The organism is Campylobacter concisus (assembly GCF_003048575.1).
Taxonomy (GTDB): Bacteria; Campylobacterota; Campylobacteria; order Campylobacterales; family Campylobacteraceae; genus Campylobacter_A; species Campylobacter_A concisus_U.
Window position 1 is genome coordinate 23183 of the sequence record NZ_PIRZ01000008.1, and the last position, 19581, is coordinate 42763.

Sequence of the window (19581 nt, forward strand, 5' to 3'; positions counted from 1 at the left end):
TTTATCTATCTTTATGAAGCTGTGCATCTTTGCCGTAATACGGCGAATATGGTCCATAAAGTATGCAGTTATGGCAATTTCTTGAAAACAAATAAGCATCTGCCATCACTGCTAGATCGTATGATCTATCTGAGATGGTATTTGCCACCTGTGAGATGACAGCTGAGACTAACATACCAAGTAGGCTACTTTGACCGCTGCTGCTATCTTCTGCTGTCATAGCACTGCCCTGCCAAAGAGTAGCGCCGCTTTTTATATCGATAAGCTTTGCTTCAAGGACAACCTTTGTTGAGCTTGAGATGACCGCATAGCTCGTACCATAATCTTTTATGTTTATGTAAAGCACACTATCAGCATGGAAAATTTTATCAAGCTTATTTAGTGGTACGGCTGCGATCTCGCTTGGCTCGGTTATGCCATTTAGCTTAAAAGTATCATTTACAAGAGTCACTGGAAATACATAGTATCCTGCTTCACTTAGTGGTGCGACTGCATTTGCCAAAACAGCAGCTGGACCTGAAATTTCTGTGCTATCGTTTGTTGGCATAAGTACCAAGATAGAGTGAGGTCTTTTTTGTAAAAATTCTGAGTAGTCGTATGGCTCAGGCTCTTTTATAGAGCAGCCCGTAAAAAATACTGCTAAAAATGCAAAGGCTATAAATTTAAGGCTATTTTTCATTATTTGCCCCCTCTTTTTGCTCTACTTTTTTCGGAGTTAAATTTTTAGAGCCTTTGATGAAATTTATATACTCCCTTGACTCTGGGAAATTCTCTACTTCTTTGTCAAAATTTGCATTTGCAGCGCCTAAATTTCCGTTATTTAAGTATAAAAGTCCAAGGTGTGCATATACGCCAGGAGCGATCTTATAGCCCTTTTGTATTGATATCTGCACCAAATTTTCTAAGCGTGAAATTTGCTCGTTTGTATCGCCCTCTTCATTTAGATAACCATATAGCGAGCTACTATATGATCCATCCCAATAATAAAGTGATCTTGGGCCGTTTGAATGGCCGCAACCCGCTAAAAATATGGCAAAAAGCGCAAAGCTGGCAAGCCTTATTTTACTTGCCATGCTCCACTTTCTATGCCATTTACTAGATTATTTACCGCTTCAATAATAGCTAGACTTAAAACCTTGCCATTTAGCGTAGAGTCGTATCCTGCTGTGCCGCCAAAACCGATGATCTCTCTGTTTGAAAGGGTGTATTCGCCAGCTCCGCTAACCGAATAGACAACCTCAGCTGTTTTGGTATCAACGATATTTAAATTTACCTTTGAATAGGCAGTTTGTTGCTTGCCTTTGCCAAGTATGCCAAATAGCTGATGATCGCCCGTAGTTTTTCGCCCAAACTCGGTCACGTCACCAGTTATCACGTATCTTGCACCTTTTAGATTTTGAGCGGTTTTACTTAGCTCGCTCTCTTGTTTGATCACTTTCATATTTGATCTATCAAGCACCAAAAATCTACCGCTTTGCTGTAAATTTGTGATCAAAATGCTTTGAGCTTGGTTACCAAGCCTATCCTCGCCATCAGCAAATACACCATTTTGGTAAGCTGATTGATTATTAAATCGACCTATCGAAACTGAAATTTTTTGACCATTGTAAACTGTGCCGTAGCTTGCTACTTTTGGAGTCTCAACAACCCTTGAACTCTCACTCGCACATCCAGCAAAAAGAGCTGCTGTAAGCAAAACTGCACCAAATTTAAATACATTTTTCATTTTTTATCCTTTGCGACAAAATCGCTTGTATATTACTAAATTTCTTTTTAAATAGCTTTAAATTTCATCCATGCGCCCTTTAGGTATCTAATCGTAAAAAGCACCGCCTTTGCAGCCCAGTCAGCAAACATTGCAAACCAAGTACCTATCATGCCAAGATCAAATGTGAGCGCAAAGACATAGGCCAAGATGACTCTACAAGCAAACATACAAATTAAATTTACAATCATCGGATATTTAGCATCCCCAGCAGCACGAAAAACAGTCGGATACGTATAGGCAAGTGGCCAAATAAGGCACATAGCGATACCGTGATACCAGACGATCTGTCTTGTTAAATTTATAGCTTCTTCCGAGAGATTATAAACCCTAAGCAGTGGCTCAAGTAAAAGCAAAATTACTGTTGTGCTAAAAAGCTGGACAATATAGATGCTTATCATCGACTTTCTTACGTAAAATTTAGCCTGAGCAAAGTCGTTTGCGCCAACGCACCTTGAGATGACTACACTAAGTCCTGTGCCTATCGCCATGCCAGGGAGCACTTGAAACATCACGATCGTCCCTCCCACGGCATTTGCAGCGATACTTGCCGTACCAAAGAGTGAAACAAGGCTTAAAACGATGATGCGACCCACGTAAAACATCGAATTTTCAAAACCATAAGGCACTCCGATATTTAAAATTTTTTTGATGATCTCGTAGTCAAATTTATAGACAAAGCTCTTTCTTATGTGAAGCTTTAGCCTTATATCAAGAAGCAAATAGACTATAACAAAGCAAGCAAGCATCTTGGCTATAAGTGTGCTAATGGCGATACCTAAAATACCAGTATGAAATGTATAAATACTAATGGCAGTTAGAAGTACATTTAATAAATTTGCAGCCGCCATAATATACATAGGTAGCTTTGCGTTTGACATCGTGCGAAAGATCGCCGCAGCTGCTGCATAGACAGCCAAAAATGGTGCAGAAATGGCAGAGAAAACAAGATAGTGACTAGCATCATGCCTTACTTGCTCACCAATATCGCCAAAGACATAATCTAGGATAATATCTTTTAAAACTATGATGACCGCTGCGATAAAAAGGGCAAAGATAAAACTAAACCAAACGAGCTGATTTGCTGTGATTTTGGCGTTGCCACTTTGTTTATTGCCTAGATACTGGCTAGCAACCACCGAGCCACCAGTAGCGATAGCTGTAAAAATGCTAATAAATAGTGCCATGACAAATTCCACAAGACTAATCGCACTTACAGCGCTTTCACTAACACTTGCTGCCATTAGCGAGTTTGCAAGCCCTAGACTATACTCTAAAAACTGCTCAACTGCAATAGGGAAAAAGAGCTTTGTAAGATCGGCATTTGAGAAAAATTTTGTATTTTGATCTTTGATTTTGTTTACCATGCTTCCCATAAGATAAACTTAAAAAATTTTAATATTTAAGCCAAGATCTGCTTTTTGCAAATCCTGACTTAAAAATTTTAGTGTCTTGAAAGATAATTTGTATCGTAGTTATTGCTTAAAAAGTCTTTATTTTCCATCATGGCGATGTGAAAATCTTTTGTTGTTTTTATGCCATTTATTATGAGCTGATCAAGAGCTACTTTCATCTTATGGATCGCCCTATTTCTATCAGTATCCCAAACCACGAGTTTACCGATCATGCTATCGTAATATGGCGGTATCGAATAATCTTGATAGATATGACTATCCATTCTTACATTGCGGCCACCTGGGCAGACATATTTTGTGATCTTGCCAGGACACGGTGTAAATGTATTTGGATCTTCAGCTGTTATCCTGCACTCGATCGCATGACCTTTTAGCTCAATGCTCTCTTGTGATGGTAGCGCCTCGCCTTCAGCCACTTTTATCATAAGCTCGATGATATCAAGTCCGCTTACCATTTCGCTCACTGTGTGCTCAACCTGAAGTCTTGTATTCATCTCAATGAAATAAAAGTCTAAATTTTTATCAACCAAAAACTCAAAAGTACCAGCTCCCTCGTAGCCGATCGCTTTTGCCGCTTTTATGGCTGTTTCGTGAAGTCTCTCTCTTGTCTTTTCATCAAGCAAAATAGCTGGGCTTTCTTCGATCAACTTTTGGTGGCGACGCTGCATAGAGCAGTCACGCTCGCCGATGTGAAGTACATTGCCATGGCTATCGCCAATTACTTGAACTTCGATATGACGTGGATTTAGGATATATTTTTCCATATACATTGTGCCATCACCAAATGCGCTCATAGCTTCGCTTTCAGCTGACCAAAATGCCTTTTCTAAATCCTCTTCACGTTCAACTACACGCATACCGCGTCCACCGCCACCTGCTGCAGCTTTTAATATAACTGGATAGCCTATCTTTTTAGCTAGCTCTTTTGCTGCTTTTGTATCAGCCACAGCGCCGTCTGAGCCAGGTATGACTGGCACGCCAGCTCTTTGCATGACCTGTTTTGCCTTACTTTTATCGCTCATCAAAGCCATCGCAGCGACACTTGGTCCTATAAATTTGATCTTGTGATGTGAGCAAATTTCAACAAAATTTTGATTTTCACTTAAAAAGCCATATCCAGGAAAGATAGCATCTGCTTCGCTGATCTCAGCCGCACTTATAATAGCTGGGATGTTTAGATAGCTGTCGCTTGAACGCTCTTTACCGATGCAAATGGCTACGTCAGCATATTTTACGTAAAGTGCGTCTTTATCAGCGGTTGAATAGACTACAACGGCTTCTTTACCCATCTCCTTTATCGTTCGCAAAGCACGAAGAGCGATTTCGCCTCGGTTTGCGATTAAAATTCTTTTTAATTCCATTAATTTTTCTCCACGCCAAATAACGGCAATCCAAACTCAACTGGCTGTCCGTCAGAGACTAGCATCTCAGTGATCTGGCAGTCAAACTCAGCCTCGATCTCGTTCATGATCTTCATAGCCTCGATGATACCTACTACATCGCCTTTTCTTACTCTTTGACCTACTTTTACAAATGGAGCAGCACCTGGGCTTGGAGCAGCATAGAAAGTACCTACCATAGGAGATTTTATGCTATCTTTTGGCGAGTTTGCAGCTGGTTTTACCTCTGAATTAACGACTACATTTACAGGTGCTGGAGCTGGTGCTTGTGCTGCTGGTTTAGCAGGCGCGCAATAATCTGAAAATTTTTCAAGCTCTACCTCAAAATCACCACTTTTTATTTTGATATGATTCATCTCCATATCATTAAAAAATTCGATAAGCTCTTTTATATCTTCTTTTTTCATAGAAATTTCTCCTAAATTTTTATATAAGCGTCTAATTGTAGCGAAAATTAGATAAAAAATTTTTTTATGAAGCAAAAACGAGAACTCAAAGCTACTCTTTTTTGCTAAGTTATTTTTCAGTAATAATTATCTTAATACCTTTAGTATCAACTAAACTTTCATCGATGATGATCTCATCTATCTTTGCTGCTCTTATCACGCCACTTTTTGGATTTTTTATACTTTTTATCGCTCCACTTGTGTTCACATCGACACTTGAATATTCAAACGCAAGACTTGTATCCATAAAATACAATCTTTTACGACCAAATTTTCCACGTAACAAAGTGCTTGCAAGCTCTTTATCGTGCAGTTTATAAGCGTCACATTTTTTGAGTTCCAAGCTAGATATTCGCCTGAGATTAGACAGTTTTGCGCGGTCACGTTTTCGCAGTTCCAAAATGCATCTTTTGAGATGAGTTTTGAGTTTGTGATGCGAAGGTTTTTGCAGCTATCAAAGCAGTAGTTGCCGTCTAAATTTAGCCCATCAACCTCCAAATTTTCGATATTTGCCCCGAAGTAATCCCCTTTTGCAAAGACGTTTTTTATCTTCACATCCGAGCATCCCCAAAGTGTCTCGGCAGCATCTGAGAAATTTACATTTTCAAGTGAAATTTGCGAGCTTTTTCTAAAGCTTTTTGGAGCATTGATGACCAAGTCTTTGAAGCTTAAATTTGTGCTGTACCACATACCAGCCCTTGCTAGAGGCTCTAGATAGCCGCCATTTAGCGTTATGTCATTTGCATACCAAAGCGGATATTTGTAGGCAAAAACACAATCGTTTAGCTTTAAATTTGAGCTATGTTTTAGCGGTGACTCGCCATCTTCAAAGATACAATTTGCAAAATTTACACCTTTTACACCAAACATCGCGCGCTCGCCGGTGAAAATTTCTTCTTTTCGTTCTTGCATTTTTGCCCCTTTATTAATTTTTGCTGTTAAAATTATACTAATTTTCATCTAATTTATTTGCTTTATTAAATTTACTTTAAAGATGCAAAGCGTTATAATCGCCCAAAAAAGGAGAAAGAATGGGTTTAAAGTCAGACTCTTGGATAAGAAAAATGTCGGTTGAGAAAAATATGATAGTGCCGTTTGCCGAGGAGCAGGTCGGACGCGGCGTGGTTAGCTACGGAGTGTCCAGCTACGGCTACGATATCCGCGTGGGTGACGAGTTTAAAATTTTCACCAATATCGGCGGTACCGTGGTCGATCCGAAAAATTTCGACGAGAAAAATGTGGTAGATTTTAAAGGGGGCGTCTGTATCGTCCCGCCAAACTCGTTCGCTCTAGCGCGCACGATCGAGTATTTTAACATGCCAGATAACGTGCTAGCCATCTGCCTAGGCAAAAGCACATACGCAAGGTGCGGTATCATCGTAAACGTCACGCCTTTTGAGCCCGGATTTAAAGGGCACATCACGATAGAAATTTCAAATACTACGCCGCTGCCGGCTAAAATTTACGCGAACGAGGGCATCGCGCAGGTGCTATTTATCGAGGGGGACGAGCCGTGCGAAGTAACTTATGCTGATAAAAATGGCAAATACCAAGCTCAAGAAGGTATCACACTACCAAGAATTTTGAAGTAGTTTTTATGTCTTTGCCAAGGTCAGATTTATTGTCTGCTTTTTATAGAAACTATAAACATTAATGAAAATTTGACGAAATAGAAGCTAGAAAGAGCGGAGCTTTGATAAACAAATTTTAAATTTGGCACAGCTTTTGCTTTAAATTTGGCAATTTAATACAGCATACAAACACATTTTAAGGATATTTATGTCTGATAAAAAAACCAAACTAGAGACAAAAGAAAAAAATTTAAGCGGAATTACAAATCCTATTTTTGAAAAAAATCTTCAAGCATTATTTCAGCAAGATGAGGTCTTAGCTGCGAGACTTTTTGGAATGAACCTACAAACTAAATACGAAATCGTTCTAGACAAAAGTGATCCAATACACATAAATATCATCAATAAAGAATCTAATAAAACAATATATAAAGATCCGGTTGAAGAAGTAAGCAAGATGCTTGCTGATATAGAAAAAAAATATAAAAGATATCCAGGACTTTTCTTTTATGGCTTAGGAACTGGTATATTTTATAAAGCTTTAGCAAAAAATAAGACTCATAAAAAAATTATTATCATAGAACCAGAACTTGAGATCATACATCTTGTTTTAAATATTATTGATATATCAGATGAGCTTAAAGATGAACAAATTGTTCTTTTTTATTCAGAATTTGCTACATATGTACAGTTTTACTATCTCGTATCGCATAGTGATTTAGATATATATGCTAAAACTTATAGCTTAATAATCCACTCTAACTATTATGATAATTTTGCAGATGACTATATCAAAATAAATAAAGATATAACAAGAGCCTTTTCACAAAATGTCGTATCTCATGGCAATAGTATAGATGACCTACTAATAGGTACAAAGCAGCATATCGAGAATTTACCTCATATGCTTACTAACTATTGCTACACAAATTTAGTTAAAAAAAGACACAGTCTTATGGATACAGCGATCATTGTCTCGACTGGACCAAGCCTAGACAAACAACTAGAAACGCTTAAAAAATTTGCACCTTATGTAAGCATTATAAGCGTCGATGCATCCTATCCGATACTTGCAAGAAATGGAATAAAACCTGACTATGTAACATCAATTGAACGGATGATACCTACTTCTACTTTTTTTGAAAAAAAACACCCTGGATTTGATGATGATATAAATTTTATTGTAGCTTCAGTGACACACAGCCAAACTGTAAAAAATATATTACCTAGACGTTTAGTGCTTACGATGAGGCCTCAACAAGAAGAAAAAATGTTTAGACTCAACAAATATGGATATCTTGGCGTCGGACACAGTTGTGCAAATATGGCCTACCAGTTAGCATATGTGCTAGGGCATAAAAATATTGTTTTTATAGGTCAAGATCTTGCTTTTGGTAAAGATGGTGCAAGTCATGCCAAAGGTCACACTATCGCTCAGCCGGACGAAAACTTATACACCACTGCATATGGTGGCGAAGGAGAAGTAAGAACAACTTATGTATGGATGCTATTTAAAAATCAATTTGAAAATGATATCGAGCAAGCTAAATTAGAAGATATAAAATCATATAACTGCACTGAAGGTGGAGCTAGAATAAATGGTGCCATAGAGAAACCTTTTTTAGAAGTTATGAATGAGCTTTGCAAAGGTAAAAAAGTTAAAAATTTACCAAATATCAAAAAAGATAGCGATAAAGTAGCTAACAAAAATTTGTTAAAAGCCTATGAAGTAATACAAAACAAAATAAGAGTTCAAACACAAGCTAAAGAAAAAATAGAAAAAGTATTTTTAGAACTAACTCCAAAAATTGATAATTTTATGCTTTTAAGAGATAAGAATGAAATAAATACAAAGCATTTTAAACAGCTTGTAGGGATATCAAACAAGATAGATAAGCTTAAAAATTGTATATCTCATAAAAAGTATATGAGATATATAGAAAATATTTTTGCTATCTCGACTTATTATCAAGAACTAGAGCTTGCTAAAGTATCAGTAGCACCAAGTGATACAGACGAAGAAAAAACTAATAAATTAGTTGAGTGGATAGAATTTCATAAATACTGGCTATTTTCAGCAGCTGGCGGTATAAATGCGGATATAGAAACAACAAAAGAAGCCTCAAAACCTCTTATAAAAGAGCTTAAAAAACGTGGCATCTTTCCAAAAAAAGACTAAAGCATGGATATATTAAGATTAATAGGACGCACGAAAAACCTTTTTGAAGATGACATAAATGTGCTTGGTAAAAATTTAAAAGAGATAGTTTCAAGTTCGAGCTTTCTAGTTATTGGCGGTGCCGGTTCTATCGGCTCAGCCGTGACAAAAGAAATTTTTATAAGAGATCCAAAAAAATTATACATCGTTGATATCTCTGAAAATAACCTTGTCGAGCTGGTACGTGACATAAGAAGCGAGTTTGGATATATAAGTGGCGACTTTAAAACTTTCGCCATAGATGTTGCAAGTGCCGAGTTTGATGCACTCTTGGCACAAAGTGGTGGATTTGACTACGTGTTAAATTTATCAGCACTAAAGCATGTTAGAAGCGAAAAAGATCCGTTTACGCTTATGAGGATGCTTGAAACAAATATCTTTAACACCGACAAAACGCTAGCGCAAGCTCTCTACATGAAGTCAAAAAAATATTTCTGCGTTAGCACCGATAAGGCTGCAAACCCTGTAAATTTAATGGGAGCTAGCAAGCGCATCATGGAGATGTTTGTGTTTAGACACTCTTTAAATATCGACGTCTCAATGGCTAGATTTGCAAACGTGGCATTTAGCGACGGCTCACTTCTTTTTGGATTTCAAAAGCGCATAGAAAAATTTCAGCCCATAGTCGCCCCAAACGACGTCAGGCGCTACTTCCTAACGCCAAAAGAGAGCGGCGAGCTTTGTCTTTTAAGTACCATTTTTGGTGAAAATAGAGATATATTTTTCCCAAAATTAGATGAAAATTTAGACCTCATAACATTTAGCGAGATAGCCAAACGATACTTAGTAAATTTAGGCTACGAGCCATTTTTATGTGAAAATGAGGAGGAGGCTAGAAAGCTTGCAAAAGTACTTCCAAAAGATGGCTTTTACCCTTGTCTTTTTGCACCTAGCGACACGACTGGAGAGAAGGACTATGAGGAGTTTTTTGTTGACGGCGAGAAGCTTGATATGCAAAGACTTCAAAATATTGGCATAGTTAAAAATGATGCAAATTTTGATAGCAAAAAGCTGGAAATTTTTAAAAACAATATCTTAAATTTAAAATCGAGCTTAGCATGGAGCAAAGAGGACATTTTGCGCGAAGTTTTCGAGCTTATACCGAATTTTATGCATAAAGAAACAGGAAAGTATCTCGATGAGAAAATGTGATTTTGACGAGGTTTTGAAATTTATAAAAAGCACCTTTGGCAAGGATAAAGTCCCGCTTCACGAGCCTAAATTTATAGGCAATGAGAAAAAATATCTACTTGAGTGCATCGACTCTAGTTTCGTCTCAAGTGTCGGTAAATTTGTAGATGAGCTTGAGAGTAAGCTAGCTCAAATGGTTGGTGCTAAATTCGCAGTTGCTACGACAAATGGCACCTCTGCGCTTCATATCTGCTTAAAGCTAGCCAGTGTTGGCCAAGATGACGAAGTGATCACACAGCCAGTTACCTTTATAGCCACTTGCAATGCCATTAGCTACCTTTTTGCAAAGCCAGTTTTTGTGGATGTTGACCTTGACACACTTGGTATGTCGCCAGCGGCGCTTAGTGAGTTTTTAGAGAGAAACTGCGAGCTAAAAGACGGCAACTGCGTAAATAAAACTAGCGGCAGGATAGTGCGTGCCTGCGTGCCTATGCATACTTTCGGGCTACCTTGCAAGATAGTTGAGATAGCTGAAATTTGCAAGCGTTGGAACATCGCTTTGGTAGAAGATAGCGCCGAGAGCCTTGGCAGCTACTACAAAGGCACTCATACAGGGAATTTTGGCAAGCTTGCAGCGATGAGCTTTAATGGCAATAAGATCGTCACAAGCGGAGGAGGCGGAGCTATCATCACAAACGACGAGGAGATAGCAAAGCACGCTAAATTTATCACCACAACGGCCAAGGTGCCGCATCCTTTTGAGTATCGTCACAGCGAGATCGGCTACAACTACCGCTTGCCAAATTTAAACGCGGCCCTGCTTGTGGCGCAGCTAGAAAATTTGGAGCTATTTTTAAAGAGCAAACGCGAGCTTGCGATGATCTATAAAGAGTATTTTTCTAAATTTGATGATGTGAAATTTATAGATGAGCCAGCAGACGCTAGGTCAAATTTTTGGCTAAACACGGTGCTTTTTGAAAGCCGTGAAAAACGAGATGAGTTTTTAAAATTTAGCAATGAAAATGGTGTTTTTACACGTCCTATCTGGCAGCTCATGAATGAGCTTGATATGTTTAAGGACTGCCAAAGAGATGAGCTAAAAAATGCTAAATTTCTAAGCGACAGGATAGTAAATATCCCAAGTTCAGCAATACTATGAAAAGTAAAGATATGACATCAGGGATTTATATAGTAGGGACAGGCGGATTTGCAAGTGAGGTTGCTGAGTATATTCTAGATAATGACGAATATAAAATTAATGGATATTTTGATATTAAAGAAGATGATTATAAAAAATATAAATATGTAGCACCATTTTTGGGAGATGAACAAAACTACAATTTTTCTAAGGGAGATAATGTAACTATTGCTATTTCCGACCATAAGCTAAGGAATAAAATATATATGTTTTTGAAAAACAAAGGAGTTAATTTTCCAAACATTGTTCACAGAAGTTCATTTATATCAAAGTCTTCTTTTGTGGGTGAGGGCTCCTTAATATGTCCATTTGTATCTATAACATCAAACGCCAGTATAGGCAAAAATTTTCAAGCAAATATTTATAGCTATGTGGCACACGACTGCATAATAGGAAGTAATGTTACATTTGCTCCATCCGTTAAATGTAATGGAAATGTAATAATCGAAGATGATGTATATATTGGAACCGGAGCGATTATTCATCAGGGTAAACACAATAGACCATTAAGGATTGGAAGAGGCGTTGTGATTGCGGCCGGCTCAGTGGTAACAAAAAGTATCGAAGCCGGAAAGACTGTATTTGGAAATCCAGCTATTGAATTTACGAAAGAAAATATAAAAAGGAGAAGCTAGGTGGCTAATTTTTTAAATTCAATCCCAATTGAAGAGATTAAAATAGGCATGAAAGCTAGCTATTCTCAAACTATTACAGATGCCGACATTAAAGCGTTCGCAGGTATTAGTGGGGATAGAAATCCAGTACACATAGATGAGGAATATGCTTCTAACTCAAGATATAAAAAAAGAATCGCTCATGGATTAATGACCGCATCTTACTTTTCTGCCCTTTTTGGTACTAAAATTCCAGGGGAAGGTTGTGTTTATGTCTCTCAAACTTTAAATTTTAAAAGACCGGTTTATGTTGGAGATACGGTAACTGCCACTGTTGAGGTCTTTAGAGTTGATCTAGAAAAATTTAGGGTATTTTTTAGAACTATTTGCAGAGTTAAGCAAAGAATTGTTACTGATGGGGAAGCAGAAATATATATTCCCAAAATAAGGAATTAAATGAATAAAGTGTTTATCATAGCTGAGGCTGGAGTAAATCACAATGGTGATATAAATTTAGCAAAAAAGCTAATCGACATAGCAGCCAAGGCTGGCGCTGATGCGGTAAAATTTCAGACATTTAAAGCTACTCTTAATATTTCAAAAAATGCGCAAAAAGCTAACTATCAAAAACAAAATACTGATAAAAACGAGAGTCAGCTTGATATGATAAAAAAACTAGAGTTAAATGAAAATATACACAAGGAGCTCATTGCCTACTGCAAACAAAAAAATATCACATTTCTCTCAACTCCTTTTGATAGCGACAGCATAAAGCTTCTTGATGAGCTTGGGCTTAGTACATTTAAGATCCCAAGCGGTGAGATAACAAATTTACCTTATCTTAGGCAAATAGGTGGTCTTAATAAGAAGATCATTCTCTCGACCGGAATGGCAAATTTAGGCGAGGTGGAAGCCGCGATAGAAGCACTTGTAAAAAGTGGTACGAAACGTGAAAACATAAGCCTTCTACATACAAATACGCAGTATCCAACGCCAATGGAGGATGTAAATTTAAAGGCGATGATAACTCTTAAAAATGCCTTTGGGCTTGAGGTTGGATATAGCGATCATACGCTTGGCATCGAGGTTGATATCGCAGCGGTTGCCATGGGCGCAAATATCATAGAAAAGCACTTTACGCTTGATAAGAGCATGCCTGGACCTGATCATAAGGCTAGCCTTGAGCCAGATGAGCTAGTGGCGATGATTAAAGCCATTAGAAATATCGAGCTAGCACTTGGAGATGGGCTTAAGCATTTTAGTAAAAGTGAGAGCGAAAATATAAAAATAGCTAGAAAATCGATCGTAGCAAAGTGTAATATAAAAAAAGGCGAAATTCTTAGCGAACAAAATATATGTGTGAAACGCCCAGGAGATGGCATAAATCCTATGAGATGGGATGAAGTAATTGGACAAATTTCACAAAAAGATTACAAGCAAGACGATCTGATATGAGAAAAATTTGTGTAGTGACAAGTACTAGAGCCGAATATGGTCTGCTTTACTGGCTCTTAAAAGAGATTGAGGCAGATAGCGAGCTTGAGCTTCAGCTTATTGTCACTGGCATGCATCTAAGTCCTGAGTTTGGACTCACATACAAAGAGATTGAAAAAGAATTTAAGATAGATAAAAAGATAGAAATTTTAGGCTCTTCGCACTCAAAGCTTGATATATGTACTGAAATGGCAAAGGTTTATGAGAAATTTGCCCCAGCTTTTAGCGAACTTAAGCCAGATGTATTGGTACTTCTTGGTGATAGATATGAGATATTTGGCGTAGCTGGAGTGGCTAGCATCATGCAAATACCAATAGCACACATACATGGTGGGGAAACTACTCAAGGGGCATTTGATGAGGCTTTTAGACACAGCATAACAAAGATGAGCCATATTCATTTTGCAGCTACAAGAGAGTATGCAAACCGCATAATCCAGCTAGGAGAAGAGCCTAGCAGGGTTTTTAATGTCGGTGGGCCTGGCATTGAAAATATAAAAAAGCTAAATTTACTAAATAAAGATGAGTTTGAAAAATCTATAAATTTTAAACTTGCTAAAAAAAATATACTAATCACATTTCATCCGGCAACGCTTGAAAATGGCAGTGCAAAAAATCAATTTAGCGAGCTTTTAAAGGCAATAGATGAGTTAAAAGATACAAATTTTATCTTTACAAAAGCAAATAGTGACACAGATGGTGATGTGATAAATAAAATGATAGATGGGTATGTGAACCAAAACTCACAAAAAGCTGTGGCGTTTGCTTCACTTGGGCAGCTAAGATACCTAAGTGCGATAAGATTTGTTGATATTGTCCTAGGAAATAGCTCAAGTGGTCTTTCAGAAGCCCCAAGCTTTAAAAAGGCCACCATAAATATAGGTGACCGCCAAAAAGGACGCGCTAGAGCTAGCAGTGTGATAGACGTTAGGCCTGTTAAAGAAGAAATTTTAGCTGCTATAACAAAAGCATATTCGAAGGAATTTGAGCAAATTTTACAAAACACAATCAATCCATACGATAGTGGTAGCCCAAGTAAAAAAATGCTAAAAATTTTAAAAGAGATAGAGCTTGATGATATTTTGAAAAAGAAATTTTATGATATAGGTTTAAAATGAGAATAGTAAACGATATAAAGCTAAGCATAAATTCAACCATAAAAGACGCCCTGCAAACAATCAATAATGGCGGGCTCCAAATAGCTATTGTCGTGGATGAAAACGATAGCCTTGTAGGTACAGTAACGGATGGGGATATTAGGCGTGGACTATTAAATGGTCTTGATCTAAATAGCAACATAAATCTTATAGTACACAAGAGTCCAAGTACTGCAAATGTTGGCGACACAAAAGAGTCAATCCTAAAAATAGCACTTGCTAAAAAGCTTCATAAAATCCCACTAATAGATGAACTTGGAAAGCTAGTTGGCATAGAAGATATCGAAGACATTATAAAACCGATCAGCAAAACAAACAAAGTCATTTTAATGGTAGGAGGTCTTGGTACTAGACTTAGACCACTTACGCAAGATACTCCAAAGCCAATGTTAAAGGTCGGAAACAAGCCGATACTTCAAACGATAGTTGAGAAATTTGCGGAGTATGGCTTTGTAAATATCACTATGTGTGTAAATTTTAATGCAGATATCATCAAGGACTATTTTGGTGACGGCAAAGAATTTGGAGTAAACATCGACTATATTTTAGAGAAAAAAAGAATGGGTACGGCAGGTGCATTAAGCCTACTTAAAGAGCGACCGAACGAACCATTTTTTGTAATGAACGGTGATCTTCTTACAAATGTAAATTTCGAGCATATTTTTAACTACCACACGCTAAATAAAGCGACGGCTACAATGTGTGTAAGAGAGTATGACTACGAAGTGCCTTATGGCGTTGTAAAAATGAATGACAACAAGATAGTAGAGATCTCAGAAAAACCGGTGCAGAAATTTTTCGTAAGTGCTGGGATATATATGCTCTCACCTGAAATTTTAGACTTGATACCACAAGATGAGTTTTACGATATGCCGACTCTTTTTGAAAAAGCGATAAGCCAAGGTAAAAATGTAATCTCATTTCCTATACATGAGTATTGGATCGATATAGGCCGATTAGAAGAGTATCAAAAAGCAAATGAAGAATACGCAAAAATATTTTGATTGGATATTTTAAATGAAAGCTCTTATCTTAGGCTATGGTTCGATTGGTAAAAGGCATTGCGAAGTATTAGAAGCTTTACCGCAGATAGATGAAATCTGCCTCGTTACTAGCCAAAATGTAGCCAATAAAATTTGTTACAAAAGTTTAGAAGAAGTCTCAAATTTAGATAAGTTTGACTACTTTGTCATAGCAACTCCCACATTTTTACACCTGCAAAATTTAAAATTTTTAGAAGAGAAAGTAAAAGATAAAATAATACTTTGTGAAAAGCCTTTGTTTGAGAAATTTTACGATTTTACGCCAAGAAACAACAAAATTTTTGTAGGCTACGTGCTTAGATTTCATCCACTTTTACAAAAACTCAAAGAGCTTTTGAAAAGTGAAAAAATTTTGTACATAAACGCTAGTTGTGGACAGTATCTACCAAGCTGGAGAAATGAAGACTATACAAAATGTTATAGTGCTAGCAAAGAAAAAGGCGGTGGGGTTTTGCTAGATCTTAGTCATGAGTTAGACTATACCATGTGGCTGTGTGGCAAATTTAAGAGCATAAAAAGCTTTCAAGATAAAATCTCAAATTTGCAGATAACAAGCGATGATTTATGTTTGATCTTTGGCAAAACAGATAATAATGTAATAGCCAATATAAGCATTGATTATCTAAGCCGCATAACACATAGAAACGTGCGAGTGGAGTGCGAAGGCTCAACTTATGAGCTTAATTTCATAAAAGGTACTCTCATAAAACAAGATATCAATAGGCAAATTTTTAACATGCCAAATTTGGCAAGAAATGAGATGTTTTTAGCTATGCATAAAGATATCCTGGGTGAACAAAGATACGTTTGTGGCTTTAGCGAAGGACAAGATGCTATGGACGCAATAGATCAAATTCAAAGGCAAAATAATGAGTAATGTTTTATGTACAATATGTGCGAGAGGCGGTAGTAAGGGCGTAAAGGGGAAAAATGTACGTGAGCTTTGTGGAAAACCACTTATTGCTTACACCATAGAGCAAGCCAAAGAGTCAAATTTATTTGAACATATAGTAATTAGTACTGATAGCGATTTGATCGCAGAAACGGCAGTAAAATACGGTGCAGAAGTATTTTTTAAAAGAGATGCTGCTATGGCCAGCGACACAGCTGGAAAGCTTGATGTGATAAAAGATGCTTTTTTAAAAAGCGAACAACATTACGCACAAAAATTTGATTACGAGATCGATCTTGATGCAACAGCTCCACTTCGTGATGTAAGCGATATCATAAACGCTTACAAGCAGTTTCTAGGAGATGAAAATGACAATCTAATAACCGCAATGCCAAGCAGAAGAAGCCCATACTTTAACTTGGTTGAAATTTATTCTGACGGACATGTGGGGCTTGCAAAAACTTTATCAAAAGCCATTGTAAGACGACAAGATGCACCAAAGACTTATGATATGAACGCTTCTATCTATATCTGGAAACGTGAAGCCCTGCTAAATAACGATACATTGTTTTTGCCAAAAACTGGGCTTTATGTGATGAGTGAGGACAGATCAATCGATATAGATTGTGAACTGGATTTTAAATTTGTAGAGTTTTTAATGAAGGAAAAAAATGCTAACAGATAAAGTCATAGTAGTAACAGGAGGAGCTGGTAGGATAGGAAGTGCTTTCATAAGAGCCATCACTAGTCAAAACGGAGTTGGAGTAATAGCAGAAGTCGACACAAAAAGAGCAAATTTACTAAAAGATGAAATAAAAACCTCAAACAAAGCGGCAAAAATCGAAGTTTTACAAATTGATATCAGTGACGTAAATTCTGTTAATGAAGCCATAAATTTCTTATACTCAAAATATGGTCGCATAGACGCACTGGTAAATAATGCCTATCCAAAAAACAAAAATTACGGTAAGAAATTTTTTGAGATAGATATGAATGATTTCAATGCCTTCTTAAATTTACACCTTGGTGGATACTTTAATATCTCACAAAATTTTATAAAATACTTTTTGGAGCAAGGCTACGGCAATATCATAAATGTCTCATCTATACAAGGTATCGGAGCGCCTGCTTTTGAGACTTACGAGGGAACAAATATGCACTCTCCTGTCGAATATACAGTAGTAAAACATGGCCTTCTTGGCATGACAAAATACATGGCAAAGATGTTTAAAAAAGACAATATCCGCGTAAACGCTATAAGTCCTGGAGGAATTTTAGATGGGCAGCCTGAGCCATTTTTAAGCCAATATAAAAAAAGATGTGGTGTGAAGGGAATGCTCAATGCAAATGATATTTGCGGTGCTTTAATCTATTTACTAAGCGATGTATCAAAATATGTAAATGGACAAAATATTGTAGTTGACGATGGATTTAGTTTATAATTTAAAGCCTTAGTTACTACTAAGGCTTTAAGCAGCAAATTTAGCATGAGTATTTTAAAATCTTATATACAAAGCTTAAGATATTTTATTGATTGTAAAAGTATAAAACCCCAAAGTTAAGCTTTGGGGCGTTGGTTTGCGTATTAAAAGCATTAACACTCTTAAGGCTTTGTACTACAACAAAGCCTCACTTAAAACCTTAATTAACTACTGTAGTAGCTTCATTACGTTTTGTTGTACGCTGTTTGCTTGACTCATAGCATAAGCACCTGATTGAGCTAGGATATTATGTTTTGAGAAGTTAGCAGACTCGCTAGCAAAATCAACATCTCTAATTTGAGATTCTGCTGATTTTACGTTAACTTGAGTTACAGTTATGTTGTTAACTGTAGCTTGAAGTTGGTTTTGAACTGAACCAAGGTCTGAACGAACTTGATCAAGTGTTTTTTGAGCAGACTCAGCGATACTCATAACAGCCATCGCACCACGAAGTGTCATAACACCAGCAGATTGAGCTACTGATAAAGCAGCACTCATTCTTTGGAAGCCCATAGCAGTTGCTAGGTTTTTATCTATTTGTCCTCTTACATCTCTTAGAGATACTGATTGTTGAGCACCACCACCAGTAGAGAATGCTATTGATAGTTTAGTAAGACCCCCACCATTTAGTTTAATATCTCTACCATCAAGACGAACTAGATTTAATCTACCTACAAAGCCAGCTGTTAAAGATGTACCAGCTGCTGCTTTACCTTTACCGCCAAGACCTTTTGAGATATCTTTACCTGTTGCAACAATAGCACGGCCGTCACGGCTTGTTAGTACCATTTTGCCAGTTTCAGCATCAACAGAAGCTTCAACACCAGTTTGATCTTTTACAGAGTTGATAGCATTTACAAGTGCACCATTTGAGTCATTTGCTTTAACTTCTAGGTCGCCAATTTTAACACCGTTGATTGTTAAAGACTGAATTAAACCACCAGCGATAGCTGCACTAGCTTTCCAAGTAACATCAGCTGTAGCTCTAACACCAGTTTTATCAGCAACTTTGTTGATATTTTCAGCTAGAGCACCAAGACCTTTACCGATACCTGTTGAGATGGTAGCACCTGTAACGCCGACATCATTTACACCATCAACGTTTAAGAATTTAAGATTTACTGCGCCCATACCTGTAAGAAGTTTTGAACTCTCAAAACGTGTAAGGCCAATCTTATCAGATGTAGTCGCACCAATACTTGCTTTAACAGTTTGGTTTGAGTAAGCACCTATTTGGAATTCTTTATTAGAGAATGTTCCGTTTAGTAGTTGCTGACCGTTAAATGAAGTAGTGTTACCGATATTGTCAAGCTCTTCCATTAGACGAACGATATCAGCTTGCAATGCTTGGCGTGATTGAGTTGTTTGGCCGTCTTGAGCTGATTGAGTAGCTTTTGTCTTGATAGTATCAAGAATTTTTAGCTGCTCGTCCATAGCTTTATCGGCAACTTGAATGATACCAATAGCATCATTACCGTTTGCAATAGCTTGACCTAAAGCTGAAGCTTGACTTCTTAAGCTATCTGCAATAGATAGACCTGAAGCATCGTCTGCAGCTGTTTGAATCCTAAGACCTGAGCTAAGTTTGTTAAGTGACTTAGATAGGTCAGTGTTGTTGCTAACTGCGTTAGCGTGTGTGTTAAGTGCGTTTACGTTTGTGTTAATACGAAAACTCATTGTAAATCCTTTTAATTTTTTAGTTACGACTTCTTGTCGCACAAAAACTATATCGTGAAATTTTCTAAAAACTTTATAG

19 protein-coding genes and 1 pseudogene are annotated in these 19581 nt (G+C 37.2%); 12 read left to right on the forward strand and 8 right to left on the reverse strand.

What is annotated here, in order from left to right; translation table 11 throughout:
* Window position 1: 1 nt before the first annotated feature.
* The 7 genes and pseudogenes from CVS84_RS08725 to CVS84_RS08755 all read right to left on the reverse strand — a co-directional run bounded on the left by CVS84_RS08725 (window position 2) and on the right by CVS84_RS08755 (window position 5986).
* Window positions 2-679 (reverse strand): DUF799 domain-containing protein, encoded by a 678-nt coding sequence (locus CVS84_RS08725; protein WP_107691956.1) that lies wholly within the window; start codon window positions 677-679, stop codon window positions 2-4.
* Window positions 669-1073: a DUF4810 domain-containing protein gene (locus tag CVS84_RS08730; protein WP_107691957.1), complete on the reverse strand. Its 405-nt coding sequence runs from the start codon at window positions 1071-1073 to the stop codon at window positions 669-671. The genes CVS84_RS08725 and CVS84_RS08730 overlap by 11 nt, the downstream gene beginning before the upstream one ends.
* Complete coding sequence (locus CVS84_RS08735) at window positions 1058-1726, reverse strand: CsgG/HfaB family protein (protein ID WP_103593685.1); 669 nt, start codon at window positions 1724-1726, stop codon at window positions 1058-1060. The genes CVS84_RS08730 and CVS84_RS08735 overlap by 16 nt, the downstream gene beginning before the upstream one ends.
* Window positions 1727-1773: 47 nt before the next feature.
* Window positions 1774-3132, reverse strand: a complete 1359-nt coding sequence (locus CVS84_RS08740; RefSeq protein ID WP_107692005.1) for an MATE family efflux transporter — start codon at window positions 3130-3132, stop codon at window positions 1774-1776.
* 77 nt (window positions 3133-3209) lie between these two features.
* A complete protein-coding gene (locus CVS84_RS08745) occupies window positions 3210-4541 on the reverse strand; it encodes an acetyl-CoA carboxylase biotin carboxylase subunit (protein WP_054197187.1) in 1332 nt (443 codons plus the stop codon).
* Window positions 4541-4987, reverse strand: coding sequence for an acetyl-CoA carboxylase biotin carboxyl carrier protein (gene accB, locus CVS84_RS08750; protein WP_084041901.1), 447 nt, complete (start codon window positions 4985-4987; stop codon window positions 4541-4543). The genes CVS84_RS08745 and accB overlap by 1 nt, the downstream gene beginning before the upstream one ends.
* Window positions 4988-5096: 109 nt before the next feature.
* Window positions 5097-5986: pseudogene (locus CVS84_RS08755) on the reverse strand (DUF3737 family protein).
* A gap of 71 nt (window positions 5987-6057) precedes the next feature.
* On the opposite strand from CVS84_RS08755, the gene dcd reads away from it, so the two are divergent.
* The 12 genes from dcd to CVS84_RS08815 all read left to right on the forward strand — a co-directional run bounded on the left by dcd (window position 6058) and on the right by CVS84_RS08815 (window position 17786).
* Complete coding sequence (gene dcd, locus CVS84_RS08760) at window positions 6058-6618, forward strand: dCTP deaminase (RefSeq protein WP_107691958.1); 561 nt, start codon at window positions 6058-6060, stop codon at window positions 6616-6618.
* Window positions 6619-6805: 187 nt separating this feature from the next.
* On the forward strand, window positions 6806-8776 hold the full coding sequence (locus CVS84_RS08765; RefSeq protein WP_107691959.1) for a motility associated factor glycosyltransferase family protein: 1971 nt from the start codon (window positions 6806-6808) through the stop codon (window positions 8774-8776).
* A 3-nt stretch (window positions 8777-8779) separates the two neighbouring features.
* A complete protein-coding gene (locus CVS84_RS08770; protein WP_107691960.1) occupies window positions 8780-9967 on the forward strand; it encodes a UDP-N-acetylglucosamine 4,6-dehydratase in 1188 nt (395 codons plus the stop codon).
* Complete coding sequence (locus tag CVS84_RS08775) at window positions 9954-11105, forward strand: LegC family aminotransferase (protein ID WP_107691961.1); 1152 nt, start codon at window positions 9954-9956, stop codon at window positions 11103-11105. The genes CVS84_RS08770 and CVS84_RS08775 overlap by 14 nt, the downstream gene beginning before the upstream one ends.
* The gene (locus tag CVS84_RS08780) at window positions 11102-11779 is read left to right on the forward strand and encodes an acetyltransferase (protein WP_199906127.1); all 678 of its coding nucleotides are present in this window, start codon (window positions 11102-11104) and stop codon (window positions 11777-11779) included. The genes CVS84_RS08775 and CVS84_RS08780 overlap by 4 nt, the downstream gene beginning before the upstream one ends.
* A complete protein-coding gene (locus tag CVS84_RS08785) occupies window positions 11780-12214 on the forward strand; it encodes a MaoC family dehydratase (RefSeq protein ID WP_199906128.1) in 435 nt (144 codons plus the stop codon).
* Window positions 12215-13213 carry an N-acetylneuraminate synthase gene (neuB, locus tag CVS84_RS08790; RefSeq protein WP_107691962.1) on the forward strand — a complete coding sequence of 333 codons (999 nt, stop codon included), beginning with the start codon at window positions 12215-12217 and terminating at the stop codon, window positions 13211-13213.
* Window positions 13210-14370 carry a UDP-N-acetylglucosamine 2-epimerase gene (neuC, locus tag CVS84_RS08795; protein WP_107691963.1) on the forward strand — a complete coding sequence of 387 codons (1161 nt, stop codon included), beginning with the start codon at window positions 13210-13212 and terminating at the stop codon, window positions 14368-14370. Before neuB ends, neuC begins: the two co-directional genes overlap by 4 nt.
* Window positions 14367-15413 carry a nucleotidyltransferase family protein gene (locus tag CVS84_RS08800; RefSeq protein ID WP_107691965.1) on the forward strand — a complete coding sequence of 349 codons (1047 nt, stop codon included), beginning with the start codon at window positions 14367-14369 and terminating at the stop codon, window positions 15411-15413. Before neuC ends, CVS84_RS08800 begins: the two co-directional genes overlap by 4 nt.
* 13 nt (window positions 15414-15426) lie before the next feature.
* Window positions 15427-16329, forward strand: a complete 903-nt coding sequence (locus CVS84_RS08805; protein ID WP_107691966.1) for a Gfo/Idh/MocA family protein — start codon at window positions 15427-15429, stop codon at window positions 16327-16329.
* The gene (locus tag CVS84_RS08810) at window positions 16322-17029 is read left to right on the forward strand and encodes a cytidylyltransferase domain-containing protein (RefSeq protein ID WP_107691967.1); all 708 of its coding nucleotides are present in this window, start codon (window positions 16322-16324) and stop codon (window positions 17027-17029) included. The genes CVS84_RS08805 and CVS84_RS08810 overlap by 8 nt, the downstream gene beginning before the upstream one ends.
* Window positions 17016-17786, forward strand: coding sequence for an oxidoreductase (locus tag CVS84_RS08815; RefSeq protein ID WP_107691968.1), 771 nt, complete (start codon window positions 17016-17018; stop codon window positions 17784-17786). The genes CVS84_RS08810 and CVS84_RS08815 overlap by 14 nt, the downstream gene beginning before the upstream one ends.
* Window positions 17787-17993: 207 nt before the next feature.
* On the opposite strand, the gene CVS84_RS08820 is transcribed toward CVS84_RS08815, so the two are convergent.
* The gene (locus CVS84_RS08820; RefSeq protein ID WP_107691969.1) at window positions 17994-19502 is read right to left on the reverse strand and encodes a flagellin B; all 1509 of its coding nucleotides are present in this window, start codon (window positions 19500-19502) and stop codon (window positions 17994-17996) included.
* Between the last annotated feature and the right edge of the window lie 79 nt (window positions 19503-19581).